Origin of the sequence: Vreelandella andesensis (assembly GCF_003989795.1) — a bacterium.
GTDB classification, from domain to species: Bacteria; Pseudomonadota; Gammaproteobacteria; order Pseudomonadales; family Halomonadaceae; genus Vreelandella; species Vreelandella andesensis.
In genome coordinates, this window is record NZ_RZHG01000007.1 from 158,418 (window position 1) to 181,334 (window position 22,917).

Genomic DNA, 22,917 nt, shown 5'->3' on the forward strand with positions numbered 1-22,917 from the left:
CATACTACCACGCTCGTTTTTGTGTAGTCGCTGCGCTCCATTCTACACAAAAACGCTCTCCGTAGTATGTGCCGGTGAGCAAAGCGTTAACTGGGAGGGAGCCCATGAAACAGAATCTTGCGGATGAGCTGGTTACAATGATGACGGGAGACCAGCGGTTGTTGCAGCAACTCTTCGATTCTGGAGAGCTACCATCCGAGTCTTATCATCCCCGGATGAAAGCCCTGCATGAGCACAATGCTTCCCGGCTGAAGGAGATTATTGGTGATCACGGCTGGCCCGGCATTTCGCTAGCTTGGGAAGAGGGTGCGAAAGCTGCTTGGTTAGTCGTTCAGCATTCTGTTTCAGATGCCGAGTTCATGGCGAAATGTGTTGATCTGCTTGAAGAGGCCGTTGCCAGAGAGGATGTGGCGGGTTGGCAATTGGCGTTCCTTCAGGATCGGGTGCTCACTTTATCTGGGAAGCCTCAATACTACGGTACCCAGTTTGATACTGATGAGAATGGGTGGCCAACACCGTTTCCCATTGAAGACTCTGCTACGGTTAATGAACGCCGTGCGCGTCTTGGGCTGAATTCCCTTGAGGAGCGCCAGGAACAACTGACTGAGCAGGAGCGGAAACGCCGTGCCAATATCCAGCAAACCAGTTAACCAAACGCGGCACTCGGACGCCCTTGCCTCCGCTTCGCTGAGTCAAGGCCACCGGTGCGCTCCGCGTTATGCAGAGCGTCCGTCTTGACGTACGTACCTAAAGGCGTACACTTTGTTGAATGTTGAACACGCAAAAGGTGCGTCATGACTGGAATCACAGCCACTGAGGCGCGGAGCAACCTTTATCGGTTGATCGACGAGACCGCCGAGTCCCACCAACCCATCGTCATCATGGGTAAGCGCAACAAAGCCGTCCTGGTTTCCGAAGAAGACTGGTCCGCCATTCAGGAAACACTTTACCTGCTCTCCGTGCCAGGTATGAGGGAGTCCATTCGTGAGGGGATGGATACCCCCGTGGATGAATGCGATGAGGAGCTGGACTGGTGACATGGACGTTGGTTTACACCAAGCAAGCCCAGAAAGATGCAAAGAAGTTGGCCTCCAGCGGCCTCAAATCAAACGCCCAAGAATTGTTAGCGCTGATAGCGGAAGATCCATTCCACAAGCCGCCTCCGTTTGAGAAGCTCATTGGTGATCTTGCGGGGGCCTATTCACGCCGCATCACTATTCAGCATCGTTTGGTCTACCAAGTGCTTGAGGACGAGCGAGTGGTGAAAGTTCTTAGGCTCTGGAGCCACTACGAATAATGCACAACCAGCCGCTGTTGCCGGACGATTTTTCCACCGCCTCGCGGCTCCAAAATTGCCGCAACGCTCTGCATTAACTCGCGAGTCTGTCTTTTGGGGGCTGGTTTGCCAACATCTTTGAAAGGTTCGTCTGGTCACACCATCATTAAACCCTGTTTGCGTGTTGGCGGCGCGTAAGCGGCGTTGATCTGTGCCAAATCGTCTTCGTCGAGCCGGATGCTACCTGCGTTGGCGTTCTGTTTGAGGTGGTCCAGGCCCACGGCTTTCGGAATAGCAATCACACCGGGGTGGCGTTGTGCAGCAGCGCGCCACCTTGCCCGATGGGGCAGTAGGCCATCAGCGGCATGTTGTGTTGGGCTTGCCGAGGCAGCAGATCGAACTCAATGCCCCGTGATTCGGGGTTGTAGAACACCTGATTGGTGGCGCACGCTGGCGCGTCTAGCTCGGCTAGGTCGTCAACGTCAAAGTTTGATACACCCCAACGCAGTATCTTGCCCTGCTTGCGCAGCCGCTCAAAGGCTTCCACGGTTTCGCTTAGTGGGTACTGGCCTCGCCAGTGCAGCAGGTAGAGATCAATCGTCTGCATGTCTATCTCCTCTTGTTATGCTGCTCTGACATCCCATTGCCATCCCAGTGCGTGGATCAATCTAACGTGGATCAATCTAACAAGGTTTAAAAGGCGGTTCAGGCGCTAATGCCGCAGTGGTTCTCGCTATATTGAGGACCCAGTGGCAGGCAATGCCGCTAACGACCCAACATCGCTGCCTGCCTATCAGGCGGTAGCTGAATATTTGATGGAGAATACCCAGCCCTAAAATGCGCCCTTAAAAAAACAGCCCTAGTGGGCTGTTTAGTTAACCAAGTGGCGCTTACACCAGCTCTCGCTTATTGCGCTTAGCGGCGCGTATGTCTTTTACGGTGGCGATGCCGATAACCGCGAAGATGGCGAGGGAGATTAACGGCCAGATAAGGACATATAGCGCTAATATAAAAGTTTGCATGTGCTTTCCCGTTAGTTGGCTGGTGCGCGATGGCACACCAGCATTTGAAGTGACGCTAGCGTGACGTGGCTCAGCCTTTAGCAGCGGGCTTGGCTGGGTCGTAGTTGATCACTTTCTGATCAATTTGTGAGAAGTCGAACTTACTGGAACTCATCAGGCTGACCGCGATGCAAACAATCGTGCTAACGCCGTAGGCCATCAGTGAAGCCAGCAGCACCGTGTAGTCCCTCAGGAAGCCAATGCTGAAGTAGGCCAGCGCGATGGCGCAGAGTGTGCCGAACACCAACCCTACCCGGCGTCCGCAGAAGCCGAATGCCATTAGGCCGAGCACCACGCCACCGCCCACGGCGGCGAGTAATTCGAATAGTCCGCCGACTACGCCGACCAAGGGCAGCAACTCAAAGCGTGCGATGCAGAACATTACTAAACCTGCAATTACCGCCGAGGTGAAGGCTGTATTGGTGATTCGATCCCAGAAGCAGCTGGCGATAACTGGGAACACAATGGCACCCCAGAGTGCGCCAACGAAGACCAGCATGATCAGAATATCCATCGAGAAGCTGGCGAGAATTACCCCGATCAGCGTTGCGACGATCATGGTCAGCCTGCCAATAAACAGCATCTTGGTCGGGTCGGGTTTGTTTTTAGCGATGTTCTTGCCGTACACATCGGCCATCACAATCGCGGACATAGCGGAAAGGTCCGAATCGGCAGTAGAGGAGAGCGAGCCAATCACCAGAATAAAGAACAGCGCGATAAACACCGGCGAGAGGTACATCGACACCATTTGCGGTATCAGGTTGTTCATGTCGCCACCGATGGGCTCCATGCCGGTCATCAGCGCCATCAAACCAATCATGCCCAACCCAATAACAATCGCGCCGTAACCAATGGTGGCGGTGATAAAGGTCGGTTTAATGTGGTCTTCACGCACGGCGAATAGCCGTTGGGAGATTGTCTGGTTACCAATCGCATAGGCCAGCACCGCCACAAAGAAGGGGGCACCTTGATTGAGAATCGCGTCCATCGAGAACAGGTTGGCTTGCTCTGGCGTGAGTAAGCTCATGCCTTCTGATAGCGTTTGCGGGCCGCCGAGGGCGAACATCACCGCTGGAATAATCAGAATGGCGACGGCCATCATTGCCATTAGCTGAGCAAAGTCAGTCAGCACCGAGGCGCGGAAGCCCGACCACAGCGTGTAGCAAAGCACCCCAACCCCCGCAATGATCACGCCCGCCTGGAAGGAGAGGGGCGAAAGCACCGAGACTAGCGCGCCGGAAGCGGTGAAGTTAACCATCAGGCTGATGATACTACCCAGGATGTTAGAAGAGGCTAGAATCAGTTGGCTGGAAGAACCATGCCGAGCATGAATAAGCTCGCCCAGGGTGTGCGCATTGGGTGCCAGTTTGCGAAAACGACGGCCGAAGGGGTAGATGAACAGAATCATCAGCGCACCCCATAGCCCGTAGTGCAAAGGCCCAGAAATGCCGTAGGTATAACCCGAGGTGGCGGCGCCGTAGAACGAGGCTGCCCATATCCAGGTGGCGGTCATGCTGGCAGCGCCTAGGCCAAAGCCTATCTGATGATTGGACACCATAAAGGCGTCAGTATTTTCCTTTTTCTTTTTAATCAGCAGGGTCAGCAGGTAAGTGCCGCCGTAAAAAAACACCAATAAGGCGAGAACAGTCAGCGTCGAGAATTGATAGAAATTTTCTTCGTTCATTGAATACCCATAGGCTTTGCAGCCTTAGCATCCTAAATAGCAGCCAGCGATCCATTAATGGAGCGGTGCCACAGGAAGTAAGCAAAAAAACAGATTATCTTTCTATCTGCAGCGAAAGGTGACTGCGGTTGGCAGTCTGGTCGTGCATAAGTCAGGCGTTGGTTAAAAGCGCCTTAAGAAGGGTCGGATTAACGCACACAGTGAGCTTTAATAAAGCGCAGGGTGGGCCGATCCGGATGGCTACCCTACTCCCTTAGGCGTGAACAGTACAGCTTGAAGCCAGCTGTGTGGCGGGTTTGTGGCGGGGGCTGGTGTCGATAAAGCAATTAACGGTGCTGTTTAAACAACCACCACACATCAAACCCAAATGAGTAGATAAGGGTTAGTAGCGCACTCAGCGCAAGCAGGCTGGTGGCAAAGGGGGAAGTGAGCGGCGTTAATGCCAGCAGCAGGGCAGCGACTTGCCAAACGCACACCGCTTTGCGCCGGAAACTTGCAAACAGCGGTGCCTTTAGCCATGGAAACGGCCAGCTAGCGGCAACGAATAAATAGCGCATGCCGCCAATCAGCAGTACCCAAACGCCCAAATGCTCGCTCTGCAATAAGCCGATGCAGAGTATCAGAATCAATGCCGCATCCAGTTCCATGTCAAAGCGCGCCCCAAACGGGGTATGGGTGTTTGTGCGTCTGGCAATCCAGCCGTCTACTCCATCTAGTAACAGCGCAATAACGGCCACTGCTAGCCATAGCCAAATCGCATTAGTAAAAGCATTCGCTGGCAGAGCACCTATTACTATGGCTACTAATACACCGCGTACAAGTGTTACGCGGTTTGCCCAACCTAACGGCCCATAAGGCCAAAAACTTACTACCAGCGCACTCATTACTAGGTAAAAGCCAGTGGCTAGCCACCAGTTCGCAGCGCTGGCAACCATTGTCGATAGCAGCATGCCCAGGCTAACGAGTAATAAGCTAGCCAGCACCGTTTCCGCCAGGGTGTAAACGCGCTTGGGTATTGAGGCACTGGAGGTATTCGAAAAAGAGGACATGCTTACTCGCAAAGCGGCGCAATGGCCTGCGGTTGAAATAAAATGTGCAATTTTTTTACTATGTACCATTCTTGTATAAGAAGGTAAAGTTGTCCATGATGTGATCACGTTTGTTTAAAATCATTCAAGCCTTTACATGGGTTAAGCAACCGCTTCGCTTCCTGAGCTACGCTATGAGGATGGATGAAGCATTAACCATAAGGAAATGTCATGTTGCCGCCTAATACCGCTACGGCTTTTTGGGTGACCCGCCCCCTGCATGGCGAGCTAAAGCAGGAGCCATTAACGTCACCCAGCGAAAATGAGGTGCGGGTACGTGCCCTTTACAGCGGCGTTAGCCGTGGCACCGAATCGCTGGTGTTTAATTCAAGAGTTCCCGAAAGTGAATACTCGCGTATGCGTGCCCCTTTTCAGGCGGGCGAATTTCCGTTCCCTGTTAAATATGGTTACTGCAGTATTGGCTATGTGGAGCAAGGGCCAAACTCTCTACTCGATAAAACTGTCTTTTGCCTCTTTCCGCATCAGGACCACTATGTAGTACCTGCAGACGCTGTTTTGCCGCTCCCCGATGACGTTCCCGCTTACCGTGCAGTGTTAACAGCCAATATGGAAACTGCCATTAATGGCGTGTGGGATGCTAACCCCATGCTTGGCGAGCGCATATGTGTGGTCGGTGCAGGTGTTGTTGGTGCGCTTGTGGCCTATCTGTGTGCGCAAATTCCTGGTGTAGATGTGCGTTTGATCGACATTAACCCCGAGCGAGAACCCTTGGCAACGCATTTAGGCGTCCCTTTCTGTATGCCCGAGCAGGCACCCACCGATCAGGACTGTGTGATTCACGCCAGTGGCCAACCAGATGGCCTTCGGCTGGCTATGAGTTTGCTAGGCAACGAAGGCCGCGTGATTGAAATGAGTTGGTTTGGCCAGGGCGATGTGTTGCTGCCACTTGGTGGCGCTTTTCATTCTCAACGTTTAACGCTTAGCGCCAGCCAAGTAGGGCAGTTGCCTGCCAAGCTGGTGCCGCGTTGGAATTACCGCCGCCGGTTAGCGCTCGCCCTTCGCTTACTCGCCGACCAGCGGTTAGATGCGCTGATCAGTGGTGAAAGCGATTTTGCCGATTTTCCAACGCTGGCACCTGCTCTGTTCGGCCCTGGTAGTACAGCGCTTTGTCATCGAATTCGTTACCCATTGCCCGCTTAACCAAACATGCTTTGTTTTTTAGATTTAATGACTTAGCTTTATTTGCTTAGATTTAGTTACTTGAATTTAGTTACTAAGACGTAACCAACACGATAGGAGTGTCTATGTACCGTTTATGTGTTCGTGACCATTTTATGATTGCCCATAGTTTTAATGGGGAAATATTTGGCCCTGCCCAACGAACCCACGGCGCAACCTATGTGGTTGATGTAGTGTTTCAACGCCCTGAGCTTGATCAAGACGGACTGGTGATTGATATCGGCTTGGCAAGTGAAACTGTCAAAGAAGTGCTGGCAGACTACAACTACCGCAACCTCGATGAAGTGAGCGAATTTACCGGTAAAAACACCACCACAGAGTTTATGGCTAAGGTGATTTTTGACCAGCTAGCCGAGGCCATTAAAGCGGGGAAAATGGGCGCCACTGCTCAAGGGCTCACGCACATGGAGATCAAGCTGCATGAGTCTCATGTAGCGTGGGCAAGCTTTGAAGGGGCGCTATGAGTCAGACATGGACGCTGGTAGTGGCTGGCGATCCTGACCAGCGTACCGGCGGGTACATCTACGATGCCCATATTGTCGCTGCACTGCGCGAACGTGGCCTCTATATCGATGTGATGGGGGTGGCGGGGCGTTTTCCGGATGCCGATGATGAGGCTGCCCAGGCGCTTGCCGCAACGCTGGCGACGTTGCCGGATGATGCGCGGGTGATTATCGATGGCCTTGCCATGGGGGCGCTACCCGGCGTGGTCGCTGTCCACGCTAAACGTCTTGATATCACTGCACTGCTGCATCACCCGCTGGGGGACGAGCAGGGCTTGAGTGATAGGGATCAGCAGCGTTTCCACCGAAGTGAACTGCGCGGCCTGGCACATGTGAATAGAGTGATTGTGACCAGTTGCTTTACCGAACGTCGCGTAAAGGCGTTAGCCGAACACTATGCGCTACCTTTCAGTGCTCCTATCACCGTGGTGGAACCAGGGGTTGTGCGTGCTCCAGTCAGCCCAGCAGCGCCGCCCAACGAACCTATTCGCCTGTTATGCGTGGCAACGCTGACGCCGCGTAAAGGGCAGGATGTTTTGGTTCAAGCCTTAGCGGGCGTTGAGCGCGGGCACTGGCGATGTGACTGCTTTGGCGGTGCGCGTGATGCGGTGTTCACGGAACGCGTTCAAACGCTGATCGACGAACACCAGTTGGGCGACTGGGTTACGCTGCACGGCGAGTGCGATGGCGCGACCCTGGAGGACGCTTATCAGCATGCCCACGCCCTGGTATTGCCTTCTTGGTATGAAGGTTACGGCATGGTGGTGACCGAGGCGCTCGCCCACGGTTTGCCGGTTATTACCACCACTGGTGGGGCGCTGCGGGATACGCTGCCCAACGGGGCTGGCATCAGTGTAACGCCTGGTGATGTTGAGGCGCTGACGAGAGCTCTGGAAAATTTCTGCCATGATGAGGCGCTACGCACTGAACTATGTGCAGGCGCCGCCGCTGCGCGCGGCGGACTAGCTGACTGGCAGGCTGCCGGGGTGGCGTTTTCACAGGCGCTAATGCAGCCACCTTCGACATTAACGGCGGGAAGCCAGTTTGCCGCAGATTGGTTATCGCTGCGTGAAAACGTCGATGTTAACTCACGTAGTCAGGCGCTAGTGGGTGCGCTAGCGAACTGGTTAGACGCTAAATTGTTATCAGAAAATCAACGGCGAGTAGAGCACTCGTCGTTAGCAGAATCTTCTCAGTCATCAGCATTTTCGCAACCCATTACGTTGGCAGATCTAGGCTGCGGACGCGGTAGCAATAGCCAGTTTCTTGCGCCTCGTTTGCACCATGGGCAGCGGTGGATGCTGATTGATCATGACGATGCCTTACTTAACGAAGCCTATTCGCGTACCAGCCAGTTGAGCACAGGCAAAAGTGAATCGCTACAGGTGGAAACCCACTGTGTCTCTCTTGAAAACATTGATCATCCCGCGCTAACCCATTGCGATGTGGTAACGGCATCTGCACTGATTGATCTGGTGTCTCAAGAATGGATTGATGCCTTGGCTGCCCAGTGTGCTAAACACCGGCAAGCACTTCTTATTACCTTAAGCATTACTGGCGAATGGTGCTTTACCAATCCTCAACAACAGCCGTTGAATGATCCTGATGATCGTTGGATCAGTGAGCTGTTCAACGCGCATCAGCGGCGAGATAAGGGGTTAGGCGAGGCGCTAGGGGGCGATGCTCATCAAGCGCTAGTCAGCGCGATGGCTCACTACAATTACCGTGTTAGCGAGGCTGAAACACCGTGGTGCTTAACGGCGGGTAAATCAGCGCAGTACCCCTTAATGTGCTCGCTGATTGAAGGGTGGGCGAGTGCTGCCACTGAGCAAGCCCCTGGCGCGGCGTCACGTATTGCCCAGTGGCGAGATGAACGCCTGCGTAAAGTGGCCGAGGGCAAAATGGGTATTTGGGTGGGGCATCGCGACTTGCTGGCGCTACCAGCGGACGAGGGCTAACGCGATGCGACTCTGGCGCTGGCTGAAAATCCCGTGGGTGCAAAAAGGGCTAGTTAGCTTAGGTCTTCTGGCGGTTGTTGCTGTGTGGGTAGAGCCAGACGCTGTAATAGCACAAGTGCAGCGTTTCTCGCCGGGCTGGATGGCGCTGGCGCTGTTAATCAGTGTGCTGCAAGTGATGCTGAGTGCGTGGCGCTGGCAATTCACCGCAGGCTTAATCGACGTGCCGCTGCGCTATCGTTATGCACTGCGAGAGTACTACTTGGCATTGTTAGTCAACCAACTGCTGCCCGGCGGAGTGTTAGGTGATGCCGGTCGTGCCCATCGTCATGCTCGTCAATCCTCTTCCAAGGGAAGCGCCTGGCGTGCGGTGGTGATTGAGCGTGCGTCCGGGCAACTGGCGATTGCCTTGTACACGCTGGTGGCGTTGTTGACGTCGCCACTCTGGATAACAGCTCTGGGTCTGCGTGGTTTGACGATTGTGGCAGGGGTGGTGGGCATCGCGATGGTGATTGGTGTGACGCTGGGGATTTGGCTGCGCCGTTCGGCGGTAACGCAACCCGCTTGGTGCTCAGCGTTGGGTAGGGATGTGCGCCGTGGACTGTTGCAGCGTGGCGTCTGGCCGCGGCAATTGCTCTCCTCGCTTTCTATTGTGCTTAGCTACGGCCTTGTAATGGTATGCGCTGCTCGGGCAATCGGAGTGGAGCTGGCAGCGTTAGATATTTTGGCGCTGGCACCGGTGTTACTGCTCGCCATGTTGGTGCCGCTTTCGATTGCTGGATGGGGGCTGCGTGAAGGTGCCGCTGCGGGCATTTGGATGTTCGTTGGCTTGCCTTCGGCGCAAGGTGTTGCAATTTCAATGGCTTATGGTGTTTTAGTGCTGGTATCCAGTCTGCCCGGCATTTGGGTAGCGCTGGCTAGTCGAACACGCGCTGCGCCGCCCAACTCGTCGTCAGGCAGTGAGGCCGCTCAGCAGTACGTCGAACAGCGTGTCGTCGCCACACCGGAAAGAGCGCATCGAAGGGCGCAGCGCACTCTCAAGGGTATCGATGGGGGTCATTTGCAATCCAGGTCTGCCGGAGCCGATCAGCAACGGTGCGACCAACAAATGCAGGCGGTCGACGGTGTTCGCTTCAATAAACTGCGAGACCGTGACGCCACCACCTTCGACCAATACCCGCGTAAGGCCACGCTCCGCCAGCAAGGCAACAACGTCGGCAGGGTTGAATTGCCCGTTTTTATCCAGCGTCAGCACACAGTGTTCGGCCGTCGTTCGCGCTACCGTTGCCTCTGGCCCAGTGAGGTGCAACGTCGGTGCGCTAGGCGTGGTGAACAGCGTCAGTTCGGCAGGAACACGGCCACGTGGATCAATCACCACGCGGGTGGGATGCTTACCCGACACATGACGTACGGTGAGCTGGGGGTTATCAGCACTCGCCGTGCCCGCGCCAATCACCACGGCATCTGCCAGCGCTCGCAGCCGGTGCAGGTGCACCAAACTTTCAAAGCCATTGATGTAGTGGGAATGCCCACTTTCCGTGGCGATGCGCCCATCCAGGCTTTGCCCCAGTTGGGCAACCACCCAGCTCGAATGACGCACCAGTGGCAGCAAACACGTCAGCAACGTCTGAGCAGCACTTGTCACAGAGTAAGGGGAGTGCCAGTCGCCGTGAGAATCAAAGCTAATGGTGACGTCACTTTTAATGCCCTGTTGAGCGTCCAGCAGCCATGCCCACGCTTGGTCGATATCAATCGTCATTTCATTGGTGTTAGGCATGGTATCTCCACTCAAAAAACAGCAACCCATCATGCGGGGCCATGTTGCCCGACGCAAGCAAACGTTGTCCGCCCCAACAGGCAACTTGGAGGCCTACATGTATCACATTGAACGCGCTATTTTCGATATTCGCCGCGGCTTGCCCGTCGTCATCAATACCGGAGAGCGACGCCTGTTGGTGCAGGCACTTGAAGGCAGTGTCTCAGTAGATTCACTGGCAACACTTTCCGGCTCACGGCCAGCGCTGGTGCTAACGCGTCATCGTTTGGAAGCCCTGGGCATGTCATTAAAAGCGGATGCGGCTTGCTTACCGCTCACCGAGCAAATCAGTGAGCGTGATTTGCATTATCTTGCTGTTTCTCATGATGCATCTAAGATTTCTCATTCACTGTTAAGTGGGCTGAAACCTGCGGGTGTCGGAGAGCGAGGTGCGGTAGCACTAATGCGTCGCGCGCTACTGATACCCGCTGCGCTGTGCGCTGAGGTAAGTGAAGCATCAGCCGATCATATTGCCCAGCAGCTATCGAAAGGGGAACTGTTAGAGGTTAATGCCCGGGATGCAGAGAAGTGTTTAGCCGGTGCGCCGGGGATGCTAAAGCGAGTAAGCGAAGCGCGTATTCCTCTTGAAGATGCACCTGAGAGCCGCTTCGTGCTGTTTCGCGAACCTGATGGCCTGCGAGAACACGTGGCCGTGGTGATTGGCGATCTGGACGCCATTCCTGAGGCGGTTCCTTTGCGCATGCACTCGGCTTGTCTCACTGGTGACCTATTCGGCAGCCTGCGCTGTGACTGCGGTGAGCAGCTGCGCAATGCGGTGGCCGATATTCAAGCCATGGGGGGCGGTGTGTTGCTCTATTTGGCACAAGAAGGGCGGGGAATTGGCCTAGCCAATAAACTGCGCGCTTACACGCTGCAGGATGGTGGTTTAGATACCGTCGATGCTGACCAAGTGCTGGGGTTTGGCGAAGATGAGCGTCAGTACGCTGTCGCGGTGGATATGCTTAATGCGCTTGGGGTAAATAAGGTTCAGCTGTTGACTAACAACCCGCTAAAAATGGCAGCCCTGCGTGAAGGCGGTATTGAGATTGTCTCGCGCCAAGCGCTCTATGGCAGCGTGACTGACCACAATCATCGCTACCTAAGTGCCAAAGCCAACCGGGCAGGGCATTTCTTAGATGAGGTGCTTGAAGGGCGTGGGCGTTAATTCACCGTTTTACGTGTAGAGAGCGGCGGCAGGTGGGCGGTTTCAGCCACCACCTGCGCCAATTGGGTGGCGTAGTGAGCCACAAGCCGTTCACCCAGTGCGTGGTGAGCACCCGTCGCATCACCGGCAACGCCAAACATACTGAGGTCTTCGGCAAGCCAGGCAAAGGCAGCGCTACCCTCTGGGCTGACCAAGGCGCCACCTTCAGGCGTTGCCGGTGAAGTAGGTTGGTAGCTGTCGAGTTGCACCAACTCAGGCGCTAAATGCAGCATGATGGCGGTTTCCAGTAAACCACCATGCAAACCATAGCGCAGCTCATCGGCTCCGATAGCGCCTTCCAGGGGCGGAAGGCGTGTATAGGTGGCTTTCACCACGCGCATCTCAAACTGCTGGCGCAGGGTCAAGGCGGCAAGGTCCATCACCGCTTTATTTCCTCCGTGGCTATTAATTAACACCAGCTTTTTTATACCTGCACGGGCCACACTCGCGCCATAAGCCTCTAACGTCGCGATGGCGAGCGGGGCGGGCAGACTGAGTGTTCCTGGAAAACTGGCGTGTTCGTCGCTTGCGCCGACGGCAATTGCTGGCAGGCAAAACACATCGAGCGCTGGGTCGATCAGGTCCAGCATGGCAGCTTGTAACCCTTCCCCAATGATCAGGTCAGTGCCCAGAGGCAGATGCGTACCGTGCTGTTCAATTGCCCCTAGGGTGATCACTGCGACTGGATCACCATTGGCAATCGTAGCGAGCTGGGGGGCGGTGAGGGTTTGCCAGTGATAAATCATGCAGTGATTCTCGTTCTTTGAAATTAAGCCGATGCGTTTACTAACGGGTGGTCGACGCGACAGGCGTAAAGATCCCCGGACGCCAGTCCGTCAACGCCATCGTTGAGCCACTGGGTGATTGCTTCAGGGGATTGCCAGGTTTCCCAGCGAAAACGGCGTTGTTCACCGGCAATCGCATTGAAGCGATAGTCGCCAAGGCGTTTCAGTTGGTCAACGCAGGCATGGCTAACCTCTAACACGCCTGCAACAAACTCCACTGAAAGCGCCGCAACGGGGTGATTCAACCCCATTAGTACCTCTGCTTCAAACCCTTCCACATCAATTTTGATGAAGCTTGGTTCGCCGTAAGTGGCGATGAGCTGGTCGAGGGTAGTGACTTCCACCCTTAGCTGCTGTTCCCAGCGTATGTGTTGAAAGCCGGGGTTTCGCTCGCCAACCTGATGACGCCAGTCGGTCGCTAAGGTGGAGAGCGTTGGGTTGCCAACGCTTATGGCAATATCCGCATGACCAGGCTGTGGCCCGGCGGCCAAGGGTAAGAGTGTGATGTTAGGTCGATTAAGTATCCGTTTAAACCATTTGGCCAGTGCTGGCTGTGGCTCAAGCGCTACTACTTTGGCACCTAGTGCGTGGAAGGCGGCACTGCGGTCGCCTAAGTGAGCCCCAATATCAAAGGCGATATCACCCGGTTGAATAAATGAACGATATAGGCGCTGCAGGCCCCGCTGCCTTCCTGGCCGCCAGTAGACAAACAGTGAGCGTGCCATGCCACTAGAACTGCGCAACCGTTGCAAAAAAGCAGAAGGCATTAGTAAGGCTCCTTAACAGAGGGTGCATGCGTGGCGGTTGTTTGAACGTAATCTCGAAACGACTGGCAGGGCATATCGCCTAGCTGCTCTTGAGGAACTGCCAGTGGCAAGGGCGGGGGAGATAACGTGGCACTGGATTGATGGCTATTGCTTTCTAAGGCGGCAAAGTCCTTCAAAAGCGGCGGTTGTTGTGCTGAACTTGGCGTTTGCAGTAAGCCGAACTTCCGACTAACAACGCCTCCCCAGGTGGCGCTGCTAGAATATTTCACTAACGGAGCGGCACCGATCAACCCAAGCCAAGCGGGCGTTAACCAACCAAATGCTGAGGGAGAGAAAAGCATCATGGTGCCTGCCCAAGCAACACCGCACAGTGTCATCCATCCTGTGTGGTGCCATGTCTCGCCCCAACTTAGTGAACGTTCCCCGCGGTGCTGGGTTTGCCAGTCAATGGCTCGGCCAGTTAGCACGTTAATGATAAATAAGCTATGCCACGCCATCATCAGCGGTGCAATCAGAGCAGCAAACAGAATTTCCAATACCGTGCTAGTGATAAGCGTTAGTCGCCCTCCATAAGCATGGGGACACTGCCAAAATGTCAGTAACAGACCAAGCAGCTTAGGGGCAATCAGCATGCCCAGCGTTACGCTCAGCAGTCCCAGTGATAGCGCTTTAGGCAACAAGGGGCTCGAGGTGGTGTCGATGGCTTGATAGCCCACCATAAGACTGGTGCAAAGCAAAAGTCCAAGCCAAACAAGCGAAGAAATATAAGCAAACGCGCCAAACAAAAAGTGCAGCCGGCTAATCGGGTGAAAACCGGCGCCGGTCAGTAAGCGTAAGTGCTGTAGGTTGCCTTGAAGCCAGCGGCGGTCACGCTTGGCAAAATCGAGCATATTGCTTGGCATCGCTTCAAAGCTATTGTGTGACGCGCTGGCGTAAGGGTTGTGGCGCGACACGGCGGTGGACGCAGAAGTATCCAGCAGTACCTGCCAGCCGCCTCGTTTGAGCAGTGCCGCTTCGACGAAATCGTGGCTTAAGAGTTCGCCCCCTAGCGGTGGCTTACCCGAAAGGGTAGGTAATCCTGCGTGGGCCATAAATGCCCGCGTACGAATAATCGCATTGTGCCCCCAGTAATTCGCTGCATCGCCCTGCCAGAAGCTTTGGCCGGCTGCCAGCATGGGGCTATAGAGTGCCGAAGCTAGTTGGGTGAAACGGCCAAATAACGTGCGTTGGCCAACCGGGATAGGCACCGTTTGAATAAGGCCTACGCTGGGCTGGCGTTGCATGCGGTGTACTAAGTGCAGCAGTGTGGCGCCACTCATCAAGCTGTCGGCATCAAGCACGACCATGTAGTCGTAACGGCGGCCCCAGCGTCGGCAGAACTCTGCGATGTTGCCAGCTTTGCGGCCATCATTATTAGGGCGTCGACGATAATAAATGGCTATCTGCCCGGCAAGACGCTGTTGCAAGGCGGCCACATGAGCCGCTTCGACGTCTGCCATTGCCGCATCTTGGGTATCACTTAATACAAACACATCAAAGTGCTTGTGGATAGCACTGGGCGTGCCTGCACCATACTCTTTTGCTTGTTGTAAAAGTGAGCGGCATGTTGCTTCCAGTCCCGCGATGGTGGGAATGGGCGGTTCTGCATAAATCGGCATTACCAGCGCGGTGCGGCTTACTAGCAGGCTGGCACTGGGGGATGTAATGGTTTGGCGGCGCAAGCTTAGGGGGTCACGGCGTAGTGCGCAGAGCACAAAGCCACATAGTGCCCCCCAGAAAGCCAGCGCTATCCAGCTAAACGTGAATGCAAACAGTATCAGCATGGTGAGTTGCCAACCAATGGCCAGATTGGCAACGACCTTTGCCATTGCGATACAGCCACCAACGCTTGTGGATAATACCGCAACCGCCAGAAAAGCTCGGCGCCCGTTTAGCCATGGCATCGAAGGCCGTAACGCGTGGAGGTCAGGCATCGGGATACCACACGTAGTTCCAGGTTTCAGTGATAGGGTCTCCTTCAACCATCAGGCGCAACCGAATATCACTAGGCTCGCTGCTAGGGGGTAATCGGAAAGTGGCTCGTCGTCCGTTATTGGGTAATGTTTTGACTTGAGGGAGTGATACCTCGCCATTAAGCACGCTGATGTCCAGCTCAATGGTGTCGCTTGAAGAAAGTGTACCCAGCTTGCCGCCTTGGAAATCGACAACAAATTGCCGCTGATCAGCAGACGGGGAATCGGCCTCACCTGGAACCGCGGCGTTACCATGACGGGTACGCACTACCTTGCCCAGCGCATTAGCTTCGGGCTGTTCATTGAGCGTAAACGTTCGATAGCGAAGATGGCGAGACTCGCCAGCACTGAGCGTATCCCCGGACACCCAGTAAGCTACTATGTTGTCGTGGGTTTCATCTGGCGTCGGAATTTCCACTAGCTCTACATGACCTGGCCCCCAGTCATCAAGAGGTTCGACCCACTGGCTGGGGCGGCGATGGTAATGGGCTTCAAGATCCAAGTAGCGGCCAAAGTCGCGTTCTCGCTGCATTAAACCAAACCCAGTGGGGCTATCATCCATAAACGCTGATACGCGAACCGACGAGGGGTTTTGCAATGGACGCCAAATCCATTCGTCAGCACCTGTTTGAATCAGTAAGCCATCAGAATCATGTACTTGGGGGCGGAAGTCATCTGGCCGCTCGGCGCTCATTTGCCCGAAGGCAAACATACTAGTAAGAGGAGCAATACCCAGTTTTTCTATGTCAGCGCGGGCAAACAAGGTTGCTTCTACGTCGGCTTCCGTGTTTTCGCCCGGCGTTAACGTAATGCGATAGGCGCCACTTAACGAAGGGCTATCCATTAATGCCAAGAACGTGACACTGTTGGAATGTGAGTCAGGCTTGTAAAGCCAGAATTCGCGAAATTCAGGAAACTCCTCGCCACTGGCTAACGCGGTATCAATGGCTAGTCCGCGTGTAGAAAGGCCGTACGCTTGGTCGCGCCCAATCAAGCGAAAGTAGCTTGCCCCAAGAAAAACAGCGAACTCATCGGCATAATCATCGTTGTTAATGGGGTAGTGCAGCCTAAAGCCAGCATGACCAATTCCCGTTAAGTCGTGCTCTAATAAGCGGCTGGCATCACCATCGTACTGAAAGTCATCTGTCGTGAAAGAGAGTGGATGAACGTCTCCATTCTCGATCACATTAATAGTGACAGGCGTTTGGAAGATAAACCCGCTGTGGAATAGCTGCATACTGAAAGGGCTTTCATCTTGCCAGTAGGCGCGCTCGGGCTTAAAACGGATTTGTCGGTATAGGTCGTAGTTTAAAGATTCCAAAGCGCTTGGAAGCGAAGCCTCTGGTGCTTGGTAAGGTGCATCAGCTAGTGTTTGAGCGCGTTCAATTACGTGGTCGAAAACATCATCATTAGCAACTGCGCCAACGGCGATCAGGCAATTAAATGACAACAACCATCTTGCAGCGGTACGAATACTCATAGGCGAGTTCCTTTCGATTACATGCCAACGTGATAACCATAAAATCAGTATATGAAATATTTCAACAAAAGTTATACCATGATGCCTATTGGTATATGATTTTTAGGGTCACGTGCAAGCTTTAAGCTCCATTAAGCGTGTAACATTTAACTGATTGCTATGCTGTTGGAGCGCTCATGATTCGACTTCTACTCACATGTATAACGCTCAACTTTCTGCTGGTAGTGCCGCTTTGGTGGCGCTTTAACGAGATAGGCTCCCCTTTGATTGCTTGGGAAGCATGGGTTATTGCACCTGCCATGTTGCTGGTTCCCCCAAGCTACTTCCGTCGCTGGCTGGCCATCTTAATAGTAGGTTGGCTTGCGTTAGTAACGGCAGCTAATCTAGGCGACGCGGCGACACACACCGCGTTTGGCCGATCACTAAACCTCTATTTGGACGTGCCGTTGGTACGCTCTATCTACCATTTGTTAATAGGTAATGTAGGACAACTGGCCGCAACTTTCCTGATGTTGTTGGGCAGCGTAGTTTTATTAGGTGTTTTATGGGTGATGCTACGGTTGCTGTTACCTGCGCAACATTTACCGGTTTGGCGGACTACCGGAATCCTTGCCATCCTGATAACGATCTCTGCGACAGGGTTTGCGTTTTCTGAAGCCAACGGCAAACGATTGATTGCTAAATCAACGTTGCCTGCTGTCAACACCACGCGTTTCCAGTGGGAGCAGATCGTGGCGACGCATCAGGCAAGAAAGGCTTTCGCAAAGCAGCTTGAAAGTACACCTTTACAACCAAGATCACTACCTGGTTTGTTAGGGCGCAACGTCTTATTAACTTTTATTGAATCTTATGGTGTATCGGCGATTAATAATCCGCGTTACAGCGGCGTTTTACTCCCAACGTTAGATGATATACAGCAACGGCTCGGCCAAAGAGAATTACATGTTGTTTCTGGGTTGCTTGAAGCGCCTATACGGGGAGGTCAGTCATGGCTTGCCCATGCAACGGTACTCAGCGGGCGCTGGATTGATAACCAGCTATGGTATCGGCTAATGCTGGAAAGCGATCATTCAACATTGATTGATGATTTTAGTAACACCGGGCAGCGGACGCTCAGCGTCATGCCGGCGATTACGATGGCTTGGCCAGAAGGGGTTGCCTATGGTTTTGACGAGATTGCAGCAGCAAAAGATATTCCCTATGCCGGGCCGCCGCTGAACTGGGTCACAATGCCAGACCAATTTACGTTGGACTATACCCAGCGACATTTGCTGGGTGATACGCCGGTATTCGCGCAGCTTGCGCTTATCTCTAGCCATGCGCCTTGGACACCAATTCTGCCTGTTCTTGAAGATTGGTCGTTGATTGACGATGGGCGTATTTTCGCTCCCTGGGAAACGGCAGGTGACCCGCCAGAAGTGCTTTGGCAGGATATCGAGCGCATTCGTGATCATTACGCGTGGTCAATAGACTACGCTGTGAAAGTTACCGGGCGTTGGGCCGAGCGGGTGGTTGATGACAACACCTTACTGATTGTATTGGGTGATCATCAGGCTGCACCGCTGATTACCGGCGATAACGCCAGCGCTGCGGTTCCCGTGCATGTGATTAGCGGGAACCCTAGTCTGTTAGCCCCTTTTAAGGTTCGCGGTTTTATTGATGGCATGCTGCCAGCACTGGAAAACCCAGATGATGCCGAGAAAATGAGCCAACTGCGCCATTGGTTGCAGCAAGACTTTGGCACGTCAATGTCTGATGCGTCTTCAGTAACCACGTCTTTAGTTACAACAGAGAAAGCACCATGATCCAGCCCGTCATTCTTAGCGGTGGCAGCGGCACGCGGCTGTGGCCACTTTCACGCGAGCAAATGCCCAAGCAGTTCCTGCGTTTAACGTCGTCCGAAAGCCTGCTGCAGCAAACGCTGGCGCGTTTGAAAGGGTTAAGTGCTCAGCCACCAATATTGATGGGGCACCATGCCCATCGGTTCTTAATGGCAGAGCAGTTGCGGGAGAGCGGTCTGTCAGGGACGTTGGTGTTAGAGCCAGAAGGGCGCAATACGGCACCGGCGATTGCTTGTGCTGCGCTCTTAGCCCGCCAAACGGGCGAAGATCCACTGCTGCTGGTGCTTCCAGCGGATCATGTTATTGGCGATCTGGCGGCGTTTACCCAAAGCGTAAGCTGCGCGGAACCGCTTGCGGCCCAAGGCTACCTCGTCACGTTTGGCGTTGTACCTACCTATCCAGAAACAGGCTATGGCTATATTGCGTGCGGCAGCCCCTTGGGCGCTGGCCACCAGGTCTCATCGTTTATCGAGAAACCTAACGCAGCGCGTGCTCAGCACTTGTTAGAGGAAGGTAATACTCTTTGGAATAGCGGCATGTTTTTGCTGCAAGCATCTACCTATCTCTCTCAACTTGAGCGACTGCAGCCCGCCATGCTGGCGGCATGTCAAAAAGCTGTCGATGAAGCTCACGGTGACTTGGATTTCTTACGGTTAGGCGAAGACGCATTCTGCTCCTCTCCGGCCGAGTCAATTGATTACGCTGTCATGGAACATTGTGACTGCGCCGCGGTGGTCCCCCTGGATGCTCAATGGAGCGACATTGGCAGCTTCGATGCTTTATGGGCAACGCAAACGCCCGACAACGCAGGCAATGTGGTTAGCGGTGATGGGATGTTGACTAACACGCAACGCTCGCTTGTTATCGCCAAGCACCGCTTAGTGGCAACGCTTGGTGTTGAAGACCTGATCGTGGTGGAAACATCCGATAGCGTTCTGGTTGCCCATCGCAATCAGGCTCAGCAGGTTAAGCAGCTAGTAGTATCACTTACTCAAGCGGGGCGACGTGAGCCCCACACTGCGCCGTTTGTTCATCGCCCGTGGGGAAGCTTTCAAGCCATGGATAGTGGCGAACGTTATCAGGTGAAGCACATCACGGTGAAACCTGGAGGGCGGCTTTCACTGCAGCGTCACCACCACCGAGCTGAACACTGGGTGGTCGTGAATGGCACAGCCCAAGTCACTGTTGACGAGCGAACCTTTCTCGTCAGTGAAAACCAGTCTACGTATATCCCCATTGGCGCGCTACATCGGCTAGAAAACCCTGGGAAAATTCCGTTAGAGTTGATTGAGGTGCAGTCGGGCAGCTATCTAGGGGAGGACGATATCGAACGGCTAGATGACGTATACGCCCGCCGCAGTGATGAGTAACGGCAATGGCGCTACCAGAGCCAACTGCCAGGACGTGCGGGCGGTTGTCCTTTGCGCACCGCGACCCAGCCAATAATGCAGCGCACCCCGAGCCACACCATTAATAGTGGCCATAAAAGGGTGCCCACTAACATTAAGCTAAGGGTAAAGATGACGATAAAATAGAGGCAGCCTATCCAAAACGTGCGGATTAAATAGCGGTAGTGAGCCTGCAACCAAGGTGCTGCTTCATTGCGATATACATACGCGACAATAACACCAATCAACAGCGTAATATTCGCGGTTACCAGGCCTGCTAAGTAAAGCGCGTAAATGATTTGTAGCGGGCGCGTTTCCTTTTCGGGAATATAACGCTGGGTCATAAACTACCTCTTGATTAATCAATACAGCCGGAAATCGTCTGCATTTGGCAGACCTTGTTGCTGCTCTATAACTTTGCGATAACGTTTGTACTCCCATTGATACTGCACCGGATCAAGAGCAATTGACGCTTCTACGCTGGCGTTAACGCCGCTTGCTGATACCACATCATCCTCGCTGTACACCTGCTCATCGGCATCAAGGAAATGAATTTCAAAGCCTTTGCCGGGCACCCGTAAGGCAACGCCAGTGACCACCCTTGCTTGAGTGCGGGCGACTAGCTTGGGTAGCAGTGTTGCGGTGTAGGCATCGCGTCCATAAAAAGGGGCGAACACGCCGCTGCCCCAATTTGGTTCTTGATCCGGTAAGATGCCGATGGCTTCGCTACGCTTTAGCGCTTTAAGAAGGGCAGCGACTCCCCTGGCATTGGTGGGTACTAAACGTGCACCCATGCGTTCGCGGCCATGGCGAATAACAGGCTCAAGACCGGCAATTTTGGGTGGCTCGTACATGGCGGTGAAAGGAAAGTGGCTTGAGAGCCAAAAGTTAAGCACTTCCCAGTTGCCAAAGTGTGGGGCGAGTACAATCACGCCGCGGCCATCAGCACGGGCGATGTCCAGCTTATCTCGGCCATGAACTGATAAAATGCTGGTTTCTACTTTGTTGGGTGCCGCCATCCACGCATGGCCAAGTTCCAGCATAGTAGCTGCTGAGTGGCGCAGGCTTTGTATGGCAAGTGCCTTGCGCTGGCTGGCAGTCGCTTCAGGGTTGACCACTTCCAGGTTGATTTGTGTCACCTGGCGCTCTCGTTTACTAAAGCGATAGACCAGCGGGCCTAACAGCATGGCAATACGCCACAGCGCGGCAAGTGACCAACCCGCCAGTAGCTTCCAAAGGCTTGTAATTGTACGTGCCAGGAAAAGCGATTTTTTAGAAGGTGACTGTTCAGTCATAAGTTACAGGAACCAGCTATCAACGTTGGTTGGCGCACGCTTCTCCTGCAGGCCTTTGAAGCCTTTCACACAGCGAACAATAAACCATACGGCCAGTGCCAATAGCATGGGGATACCGATCAGAATAAACGTTAGAAGAGAGGCGATACTGCCGTAGAGCAGTCCAATCCAAAACGTGCGGATCTGATAGCGGTAGTGTTCATCTAACCACTCAGGGCCTTTGCCACGATAAACATAGGCGATAACAACGCCGACCAGTGAGGTAAAACCGACTAAAAAGCTTGCCAAATAAAGTGCATAAATCACCATCGCCATGGTGGTGTCAGGCTGTTCTGAAGGTTTGCTTTCATTGATTACTTCATTTTCTAACGGTGCTTTGTTGGCATCGTCACGCATAACCGATCCTTTTTGCTATTCGCCATAAAGCGCCCCAGGGGCGCCGTTTAAGTTGATTATGATAACGCGGGTGGCGCGGCTTATCATTAGCGGGCAGCAGGTCGGCAAATTTCCAGTAAATTACCGTCGGGGTCGCGTAAGTAAATCGACTCAATGGGGCCAGTAGCGCCTTGGCGGGCAACCGGACCAAGCTCTACGTCAACAGCAAGTGCATCCAGATGCTGTTTGAACTCATCCAGTGGCAGCAAACAGCGTAAGCATAAGTCCAGGCTGCCAGGGGTGGGAGTGGCAGAAACAGGAGCAATATCGGTGTCGGTTTGATGTAGACGCAGTGCCGTATCGCCAAGGATAAGATCCACTCGCTGCGCATCTCGGTAGCGCACGTCTAACCCCAGCACACGGGAGTAAAAATCCACGGCGCGACCCATATCGGTCACCGTGACAACAAGATGATCTAAACCTGAGAGCATGCCGCTTTCCTTAAATACAAACGTAAAACATGAGAATACGATGATGCGACGCTGCCCGCTATGCAATACGTCTCACCCGACGCTTTATCACCAAGACCGTCGCCGTGATTATTACCAGTGTGCCACGTGCGCCTTAGTGTTTGTGCCTGCTGAGCAGCATTTAGATGCATTTCAAGAAAAAGCAGAGTACGACCAGCACCAGAATTCGCCGCATGATACGGGATATCGACGTTTCCTGGGGCGTTTATTTGACCCGCTCATGGCTAAACTGCCGCAAGGTGCTCAAGGGCTGGACTTTGGCTGTGGCCCAGGTCCTACGTTGTCGGTGATGTTTGAAGAGGCGGGGTTCGCGATGGCGGTTTACGATATTTTTTATGCCCCAAACGTTGATGTGCTCAGCCGGCAATATGACTTTATTACTGCCACCGAGGTGGTAGAGCACCTTGCAATGCCTGGCGAAGTTCTTAATCAACTGGCCGAGAAATTAGTTCCTGGTGGTTATCTTGGGGTAATGACAAAGCGTGTCAGCACTCCCGAAGCGTTTGCCCGCTGGCACTACATTAACGACCCAACCCATGTATGCTTTTTTAGTGAAACGACGTTTTATTGGTGGGCTGAAAAGCAAGGTTTATCAGTGGAATTTCCTGGCAATGACACGGCGATATTTAAAAAGCATTAACTTATATGACAATGTCA

Annotated in this window: 22 protein-coding genes and 2 pseudogenes; 11 read left to right on the top strand and 13 right to left on the bottom strand. The window is 53.8% G+C overall.

Annotation, left to right across the window (positions count from 1 at the left end):
• The first annotated feature begins 104 nt into the window (after nt 1-104).
• From ELY33_RS03245 to ELY33_RS03255, 3 genes are all read left to right on the top strand, one after another.
• Nucleotides 105-650, top strand: a complete 546-nt coding sequence (locus tag ELY33_RS03245) for a DUF6624 domain-containing protein (protein ID WP_126943875.1) — start codon at nt 105-107, stop codon at nt 648-650.
• A 144-nt stretch (nt 651-794) separates the two neighbouring features.
• Nucleotides 795-1,037, top strand: a complete 243-nt coding sequence (locus ELY33_RS03250) for a type II toxin-antitoxin system Phd/YefM family antitoxin (RefSeq protein ID WP_058092928.1) — start codon at nt 795-797, stop codon at nt 1,035-1,037.
• Complete coding sequence (locus tag ELY33_RS03255) at nt 1,034-1,297, top strand: Txe/YoeB family addiction module toxin (protein WP_126943878.1); 264 nt, start codon at nt 1,034-1,036, stop codon at nt 1,295-1,297. The genes ELY33_RS03250 and ELY33_RS03255 overlap by 4 nt, the downstream gene beginning before the upstream one ends.
• A gap of 134 nt (nt 1,298-1,431) precedes the next feature.
• Here the strand turns inward: ELY33_RS03255 and ELY33_RS03260 are convergent.
• The 4 genes and pseudogenes from ELY33_RS03260 to ELY33_RS03270 form a co-directional block, all read right to left on the bottom strand.
• Nucleotides 1,432-1,877: pseudogene (locus ELY33_RS03260) on the bottom strand (aldo/keto reductase); the annotation flags it as partial.
• 289 nt (nt 1,878-2,166) lie between these two features.
• Nucleotides 2,167-2,298 carry a putative transporter small subunit gene (locus tag ELY33_RS18040; protein WP_244208555.1) on the bottom strand — a complete coding sequence of 44 codons (132 nt, stop codon included), beginning with the start codon at nt 2,296-2,298 and terminating at the stop codon, nt 2,167-2,169.
• Nucleotides 2,299-2,368: 70 nt separating this feature from the next.
• Nucleotides 2,369-4,021: a sodium:solute symporter family protein gene (locus tag ELY33_RS03265; RefSeq protein ID WP_126943881.1), complete on the bottom strand. Its 1,653-nt coding sequence runs from the start codon at nt 4,019-4,021 to the stop codon at nt 2,369-2,371.
• Between the two features lie 326 nt (nt 4,022-4,347).
• The gene (locus ELY33_RS03270; protein WP_126943884.1) at nt 4,348-5,070 is read right to left on the bottom strand and encodes a CDP-alcohol phosphatidyltransferase family protein; all 723 of its coding nucleotides are present in this window, start codon (nt 5,068-5,070) and stop codon (nt 4,348-4,350) included.
• Nucleotides 5,071-5,280: 210 nt separating this feature from the next.
• On the opposite strand from ELY33_RS03270, the gene ELY33_RS03275 reads away from it, so the two are divergent.
• From ELY33_RS03275 to ELY33_RS18045, 4 genes and pseudogenes are all read left to right on the top strand, one after another.
• Nucleotides 5,281-6,270 carry a zinc-dependent alcohol dehydrogenase gene (locus ELY33_RS03275; protein WP_126943887.1) on the top strand — a complete coding sequence of 330 codons (990 nt, stop codon included), beginning with the start codon at nt 5,281-5,283 and terminating at the stop codon, nt 6,268-6,270.
• 104 nt (nt 6,271-6,374) lie between these two features.
• Nucleotides 6,375-6,773 (top strand): 6-pyruvoyl trahydropterin synthase family protein, encoded by a 399-nt coding sequence (locus ELY33_RS03280; protein ID WP_126943890.1) that lies wholly within the window; start codon nt 6,375-6,377, stop codon nt 6,771-6,773.
• Nucleotides 6,770-8,770: a glycosyltransferase gene (locus tag ELY33_RS03285; RefSeq protein WP_126943893.1), complete on the top strand. Its 2,001-nt coding sequence runs from the start codon at nt 6,770-6,772 to the stop codon at nt 8,768-8,770. The genes ELY33_RS03280 and ELY33_RS03285 overlap by 4 nt, the downstream gene beginning before the upstream one ends.
• A 4-nt stretch (nt 8,771-8,774) precedes the next feature.
• Nucleotides 8,775-9,647: pseudogene (locus ELY33_RS18045) on the top strand (lysylphosphatidylglycerol synthase transmembrane domain-containing protein); the annotation flags it as partial.
• Nucleotides 9,648-9,719: 72 nt separating this feature from the next.
• Here ELY33_RS18045 and ELY33_RS18050 read toward each other — a convergent pair.
• Nucleotides 9,720-10,577, bottom strand: a complete 858-nt coding sequence (locus ELY33_RS18050) for a RibD family protein (protein ID WP_340148099.1) — start codon at nt 10,575-10,577, stop codon at nt 9,720-9,722.
• Nucleotides 10,578-10,641: 64 nt separating this feature from the next.
• On the opposite strand from ELY33_RS18050, the gene ribA reads away from it, so the two are divergent.
• Nucleotides 10,642-11,748 carry a GTP cyclohydrolase II RibA gene (ribA, locus tag ELY33_RS03300; protein ID WP_126943896.1) on the top strand — a complete coding sequence of 369 codons (1,107 nt, stop codon included), beginning with the start codon at nt 10,642-10,644 and terminating at the stop codon, nt 11,746-11,748.
• Here the strand turns inward: ribA and ELY33_RS03305 are convergent.
• From ELY33_RS03305 to ELY33_RS03320, 4 genes are read right to left on the bottom strand one after another with little or no spacing between them, the layout of a single operon-like run.
• Nucleotides 11,745-12,533: a creatininase family protein gene (locus tag ELY33_RS03305; protein WP_126943900.1), complete on the bottom strand. Its 789-nt coding sequence runs from the start codon at nt 12,531-12,533 to the stop codon at nt 11,745-11,747. The two genes, ribA and ELY33_RS03305, sit on opposite strands and share 4 nt — an antisense overlap.
• 23 nt (nt 12,534-12,556) lie before the next feature.
• Nucleotides 12,557-13,339, bottom strand: a complete 783-nt coding sequence (locus tag ELY33_RS03310; protein WP_126943903.1) for an FkbM family methyltransferase — start codon at nt 13,337-13,339, stop codon at nt 12,557-12,559.
• On the bottom strand, nt 13,339-15,312 hold the full coding sequence (gene mdoH, locus ELY33_RS03315; RefSeq protein WP_126943906.1) for a glucans biosynthesis glucosyltransferase MdoH: 1,974 nt from the start codon (nt 15,310-15,312) through the stop codon (nt 13,339-13,341). Before mdoH ends, ELY33_RS03310 begins: the two co-directional genes overlap by 1 nt.
• Nucleotides 15,305-16,831, bottom strand: a complete 1,527-nt coding sequence (locus ELY33_RS03320) for an OpgD/OpgG family glucan biosynthesis protein (protein WP_126943909.1) — start codon at nt 16,829-16,831, stop codon at nt 15,305-15,307. Before ELY33_RS03320 ends, mdoH begins: the two co-directional genes overlap by 8 nt.
• A 176-nt stretch (nt 16,832-17,007) precedes the next feature.
• Here ELY33_RS03320 and ELY33_RS03325 point away from each other — a divergent pair, with 176 nt between their 5' ends.
• Both ELY33_RS03325 and ELY33_RS03330 read left to right on the top strand, forming a co-directional pair.
• On the top strand, nt 17,008-18,636 hold the full coding sequence (locus tag ELY33_RS03325; protein WP_126943912.1) for an alkaline phosphatase: 1,629 nt from the start codon (nt 17,008-17,010) through the stop codon (nt 18,634-18,636).
• The gene (locus tag ELY33_RS03330; protein ID WP_126943915.1) at nt 18,633-20,042 is read left to right on the top strand and encodes a mannose-1-phosphate guanylyltransferase/mannose-6-phosphate isomerase; all 1,410 of its coding nucleotides are present in this window, start codon (nt 18,633-18,635) and stop codon (nt 20,040-20,042) included. The genes ELY33_RS03325 and ELY33_RS03330 overlap by 4 nt, the downstream gene beginning before the upstream one ends.
• 11 nt (nt 20,043-20,053) lie before the next feature.
• On the opposite strand, the gene ELY33_RS03335 is transcribed toward ELY33_RS03330, so the two are convergent.
• From ELY33_RS03335 to ELY33_RS03350, 4 genes are all read right to left on the bottom strand, one after another.
• Nucleotides 20,054-20,404 carry a DUF4870 family protein gene (locus tag ELY33_RS03335; protein ID WP_126943918.1) on the bottom strand — a complete coding sequence of 117 codons (351 nt, stop codon included), beginning with the start codon at nt 20,402-20,404 and terminating at the stop codon, nt 20,054-20,056.
• A gap of 18 nt (nt 20,405-20,422) precedes the next feature.
• Nucleotides 20,423-21,355: a lysophospholipid acyltransferase family protein gene (locus ELY33_RS03340; RefSeq protein ID WP_126943921.1), complete on the bottom strand. Its 933-nt coding sequence runs from the start codon at nt 21,353-21,355 to the stop codon at nt 20,423-20,425.
• Between the two features lie 3 nt (nt 21,356-21,358).
• Nucleotides 21,359-21,751: a DUF4870 family protein gene (locus tag ELY33_RS03345; protein WP_126943924.1), complete on the bottom strand. Its 393-nt coding sequence runs from the start codon at nt 21,749-21,751 to the stop codon at nt 21,359-21,361.
• An 86-nt stretch (nt 21,752-21,837) separates the two neighbouring features.
• Nucleotides 21,838-22,221, bottom strand: coding sequence for a VOC family protein (locus ELY33_RS03350; protein ID WP_126943927.1), 384 nt, complete (start codon nt 22,219-22,221; stop codon nt 21,838-21,840).
• Nucleotides 22,222-22,261: 40 nt separating this feature from the next.
• Here ELY33_RS03350 and ELY33_RS03355 point away from each other — a divergent pair, with 40 nt between their 5' ends.
• Nucleotides 22,262-22,900, top strand: a complete 639-nt coding sequence (locus ELY33_RS03355; protein ID WP_126943930.1) for a class I SAM-dependent methyltransferase — start codon at nt 22,262-22,264, stop codon at nt 22,898-22,900.
• Nucleotides 22,901-22,917 lie beyond the last annotated feature (17 nt).

Excerpts from the sequence above, each read along its gene's own strand:
- ELY33_RS03285 (WP_126943893.1), top strand. The coding sequence starts at position 6,770 with ATGAGTCAGACATGGACGCTGGTAGTGGCTGGCGATCCTGACCAGCGT.
- ELY33_RS03245 (WP_126943875.1), top strand. The coding sequence starts at position 105 with ATGAAACAGAATCTTGCGGATGAGCTGGTTACAATGATGACGGGAGAC.
- ELY33_RS03275 (WP_126943887.1), top strand. The coding sequence starts at position 5,281 with ATGTTGCCGCCTAATACCGCTACGGCTTTTTGGGTGACCCGCCCCCTG.
- ELY33_RS03345 (WP_126943924.1), bottom strand. The coding sequence starts at position 21,751 with ATGCGTGACGATGCCAACAAAGCACCGTTAGAAAATGAAGTAATCAAT.
- ELY33_RS03250 (WP_058092928.1), top strand. The coding sequence starts at position 795 with ATGACTGGAATCACAGCCACTGAGGCGCGGAGCAACCTTTATCGGTTG.
- ELY33_RS03355 (WP_126943930.1), top strand. The coding sequence starts at position 22,262 with ATGATGCGACGCTGCCCGCTATGCAATACGTCTCACCCGACGCTTTAT.
- ribA (WP_126943896.1), top strand. The coding sequence starts at position 10,642 with ATGTATCACATTGAACGCGCTATTTTCGATATTCGCCGCGGCTTGCCC.
- ELY33_RS03325 (WP_126943912.1), top strand. The coding sequence starts at position 17,008 with ATGATTCGACTTCTACTCACATGTATAACGCTCAACTTTCTGCTGGTA.
- ELY33_RS03320 (WP_126943909.1), bottom strand. The coding sequence starts at position 16,831 with ATGAGTATTCGTACCGCTGCAAGATGGTTGTTGTCATTTAATTGCCTG.
- ELY33_RS18050 (WP_340148099.1), bottom strand. The coding sequence starts at position 10,577 with ATGATGGGTTGCTGTTTTTTGAGTGGAGATACCATGCCTAACACCAAT.
- ELY33_RS03310 (WP_126943903.1), bottom strand. The coding sequence starts at position 13,339 with ATGCCTTCTGCTTTTTTGCAACGGTTGCGCAGTTCTAGTGGCATGGCA.
- ELY33_RS03280 (WP_126943890.1), top strand. The coding sequence starts at position 6,375 with ATGTACCGTTTATGTGTTCGTGACCATTTTATGATTGCCCATAGTTTT.
- ELY33_RS03270 (WP_126943884.1), bottom strand. The coding sequence starts at position 5,070 with ATGTCCTCTTTTTCGAATACCTCCAGTGCCTCAATACCCAAGCGCGTT.
- ELY33_RS03340 (WP_126943921.1), bottom strand. The coding sequence starts at position 21,355 with ATGACTGAACAGTCACCTTCTAAAAAATCGCTTTTCCTGGCACGTACA.
- ELY33_RS03335 (WP_126943918.1), bottom strand. The coding sequence starts at position 20,404 with ATGACCCAGCGTTATATTCCCGAAAAGGAAACGCGCCCGCTACAAATC.
- mdoH (WP_126943906.1), bottom strand. The coding sequence starts at position 15,312 with ATGCCTGACCTCCACGCGTTACGGCCTTCGATGCCATGGCTAAACGGG.
- ELY33_RS03265 (WP_126943881.1), bottom strand. The coding sequence starts at position 4,021 with ATGAACGAAGAAAATTTCTATCAATTCTCGACGCTGACTGTTCTCGCC.
- ELY33_RS03350 (WP_126943927.1), bottom strand. The coding sequence starts at position 22,221 with ATGCTCTCAGGTTTAGATCATCTTGTTGTCACGGTGACCGATATGGGT.
- ELY33_RS18040 (WP_244208555.1), bottom strand. The coding sequence starts at position 2,298 with ATGCAAACTTTTATATTAGCGCTATATGTCCTTATCTGGCCGTTAATC.
- ELY33_RS03305 (WP_126943900.1), bottom strand. The coding sequence starts at position 12,533 with ATGATTTATCACTGGCAAACCCTCACCGCCCCCCAGCTCGCTACGATT.
- ELY33_RS03330 (WP_126943915.1), top strand. The coding sequence starts at position 18,633 with ATGATCCAGCCCGTCATTCTTAGCGGTGGCAGCGGCACGCGGCTGTGG.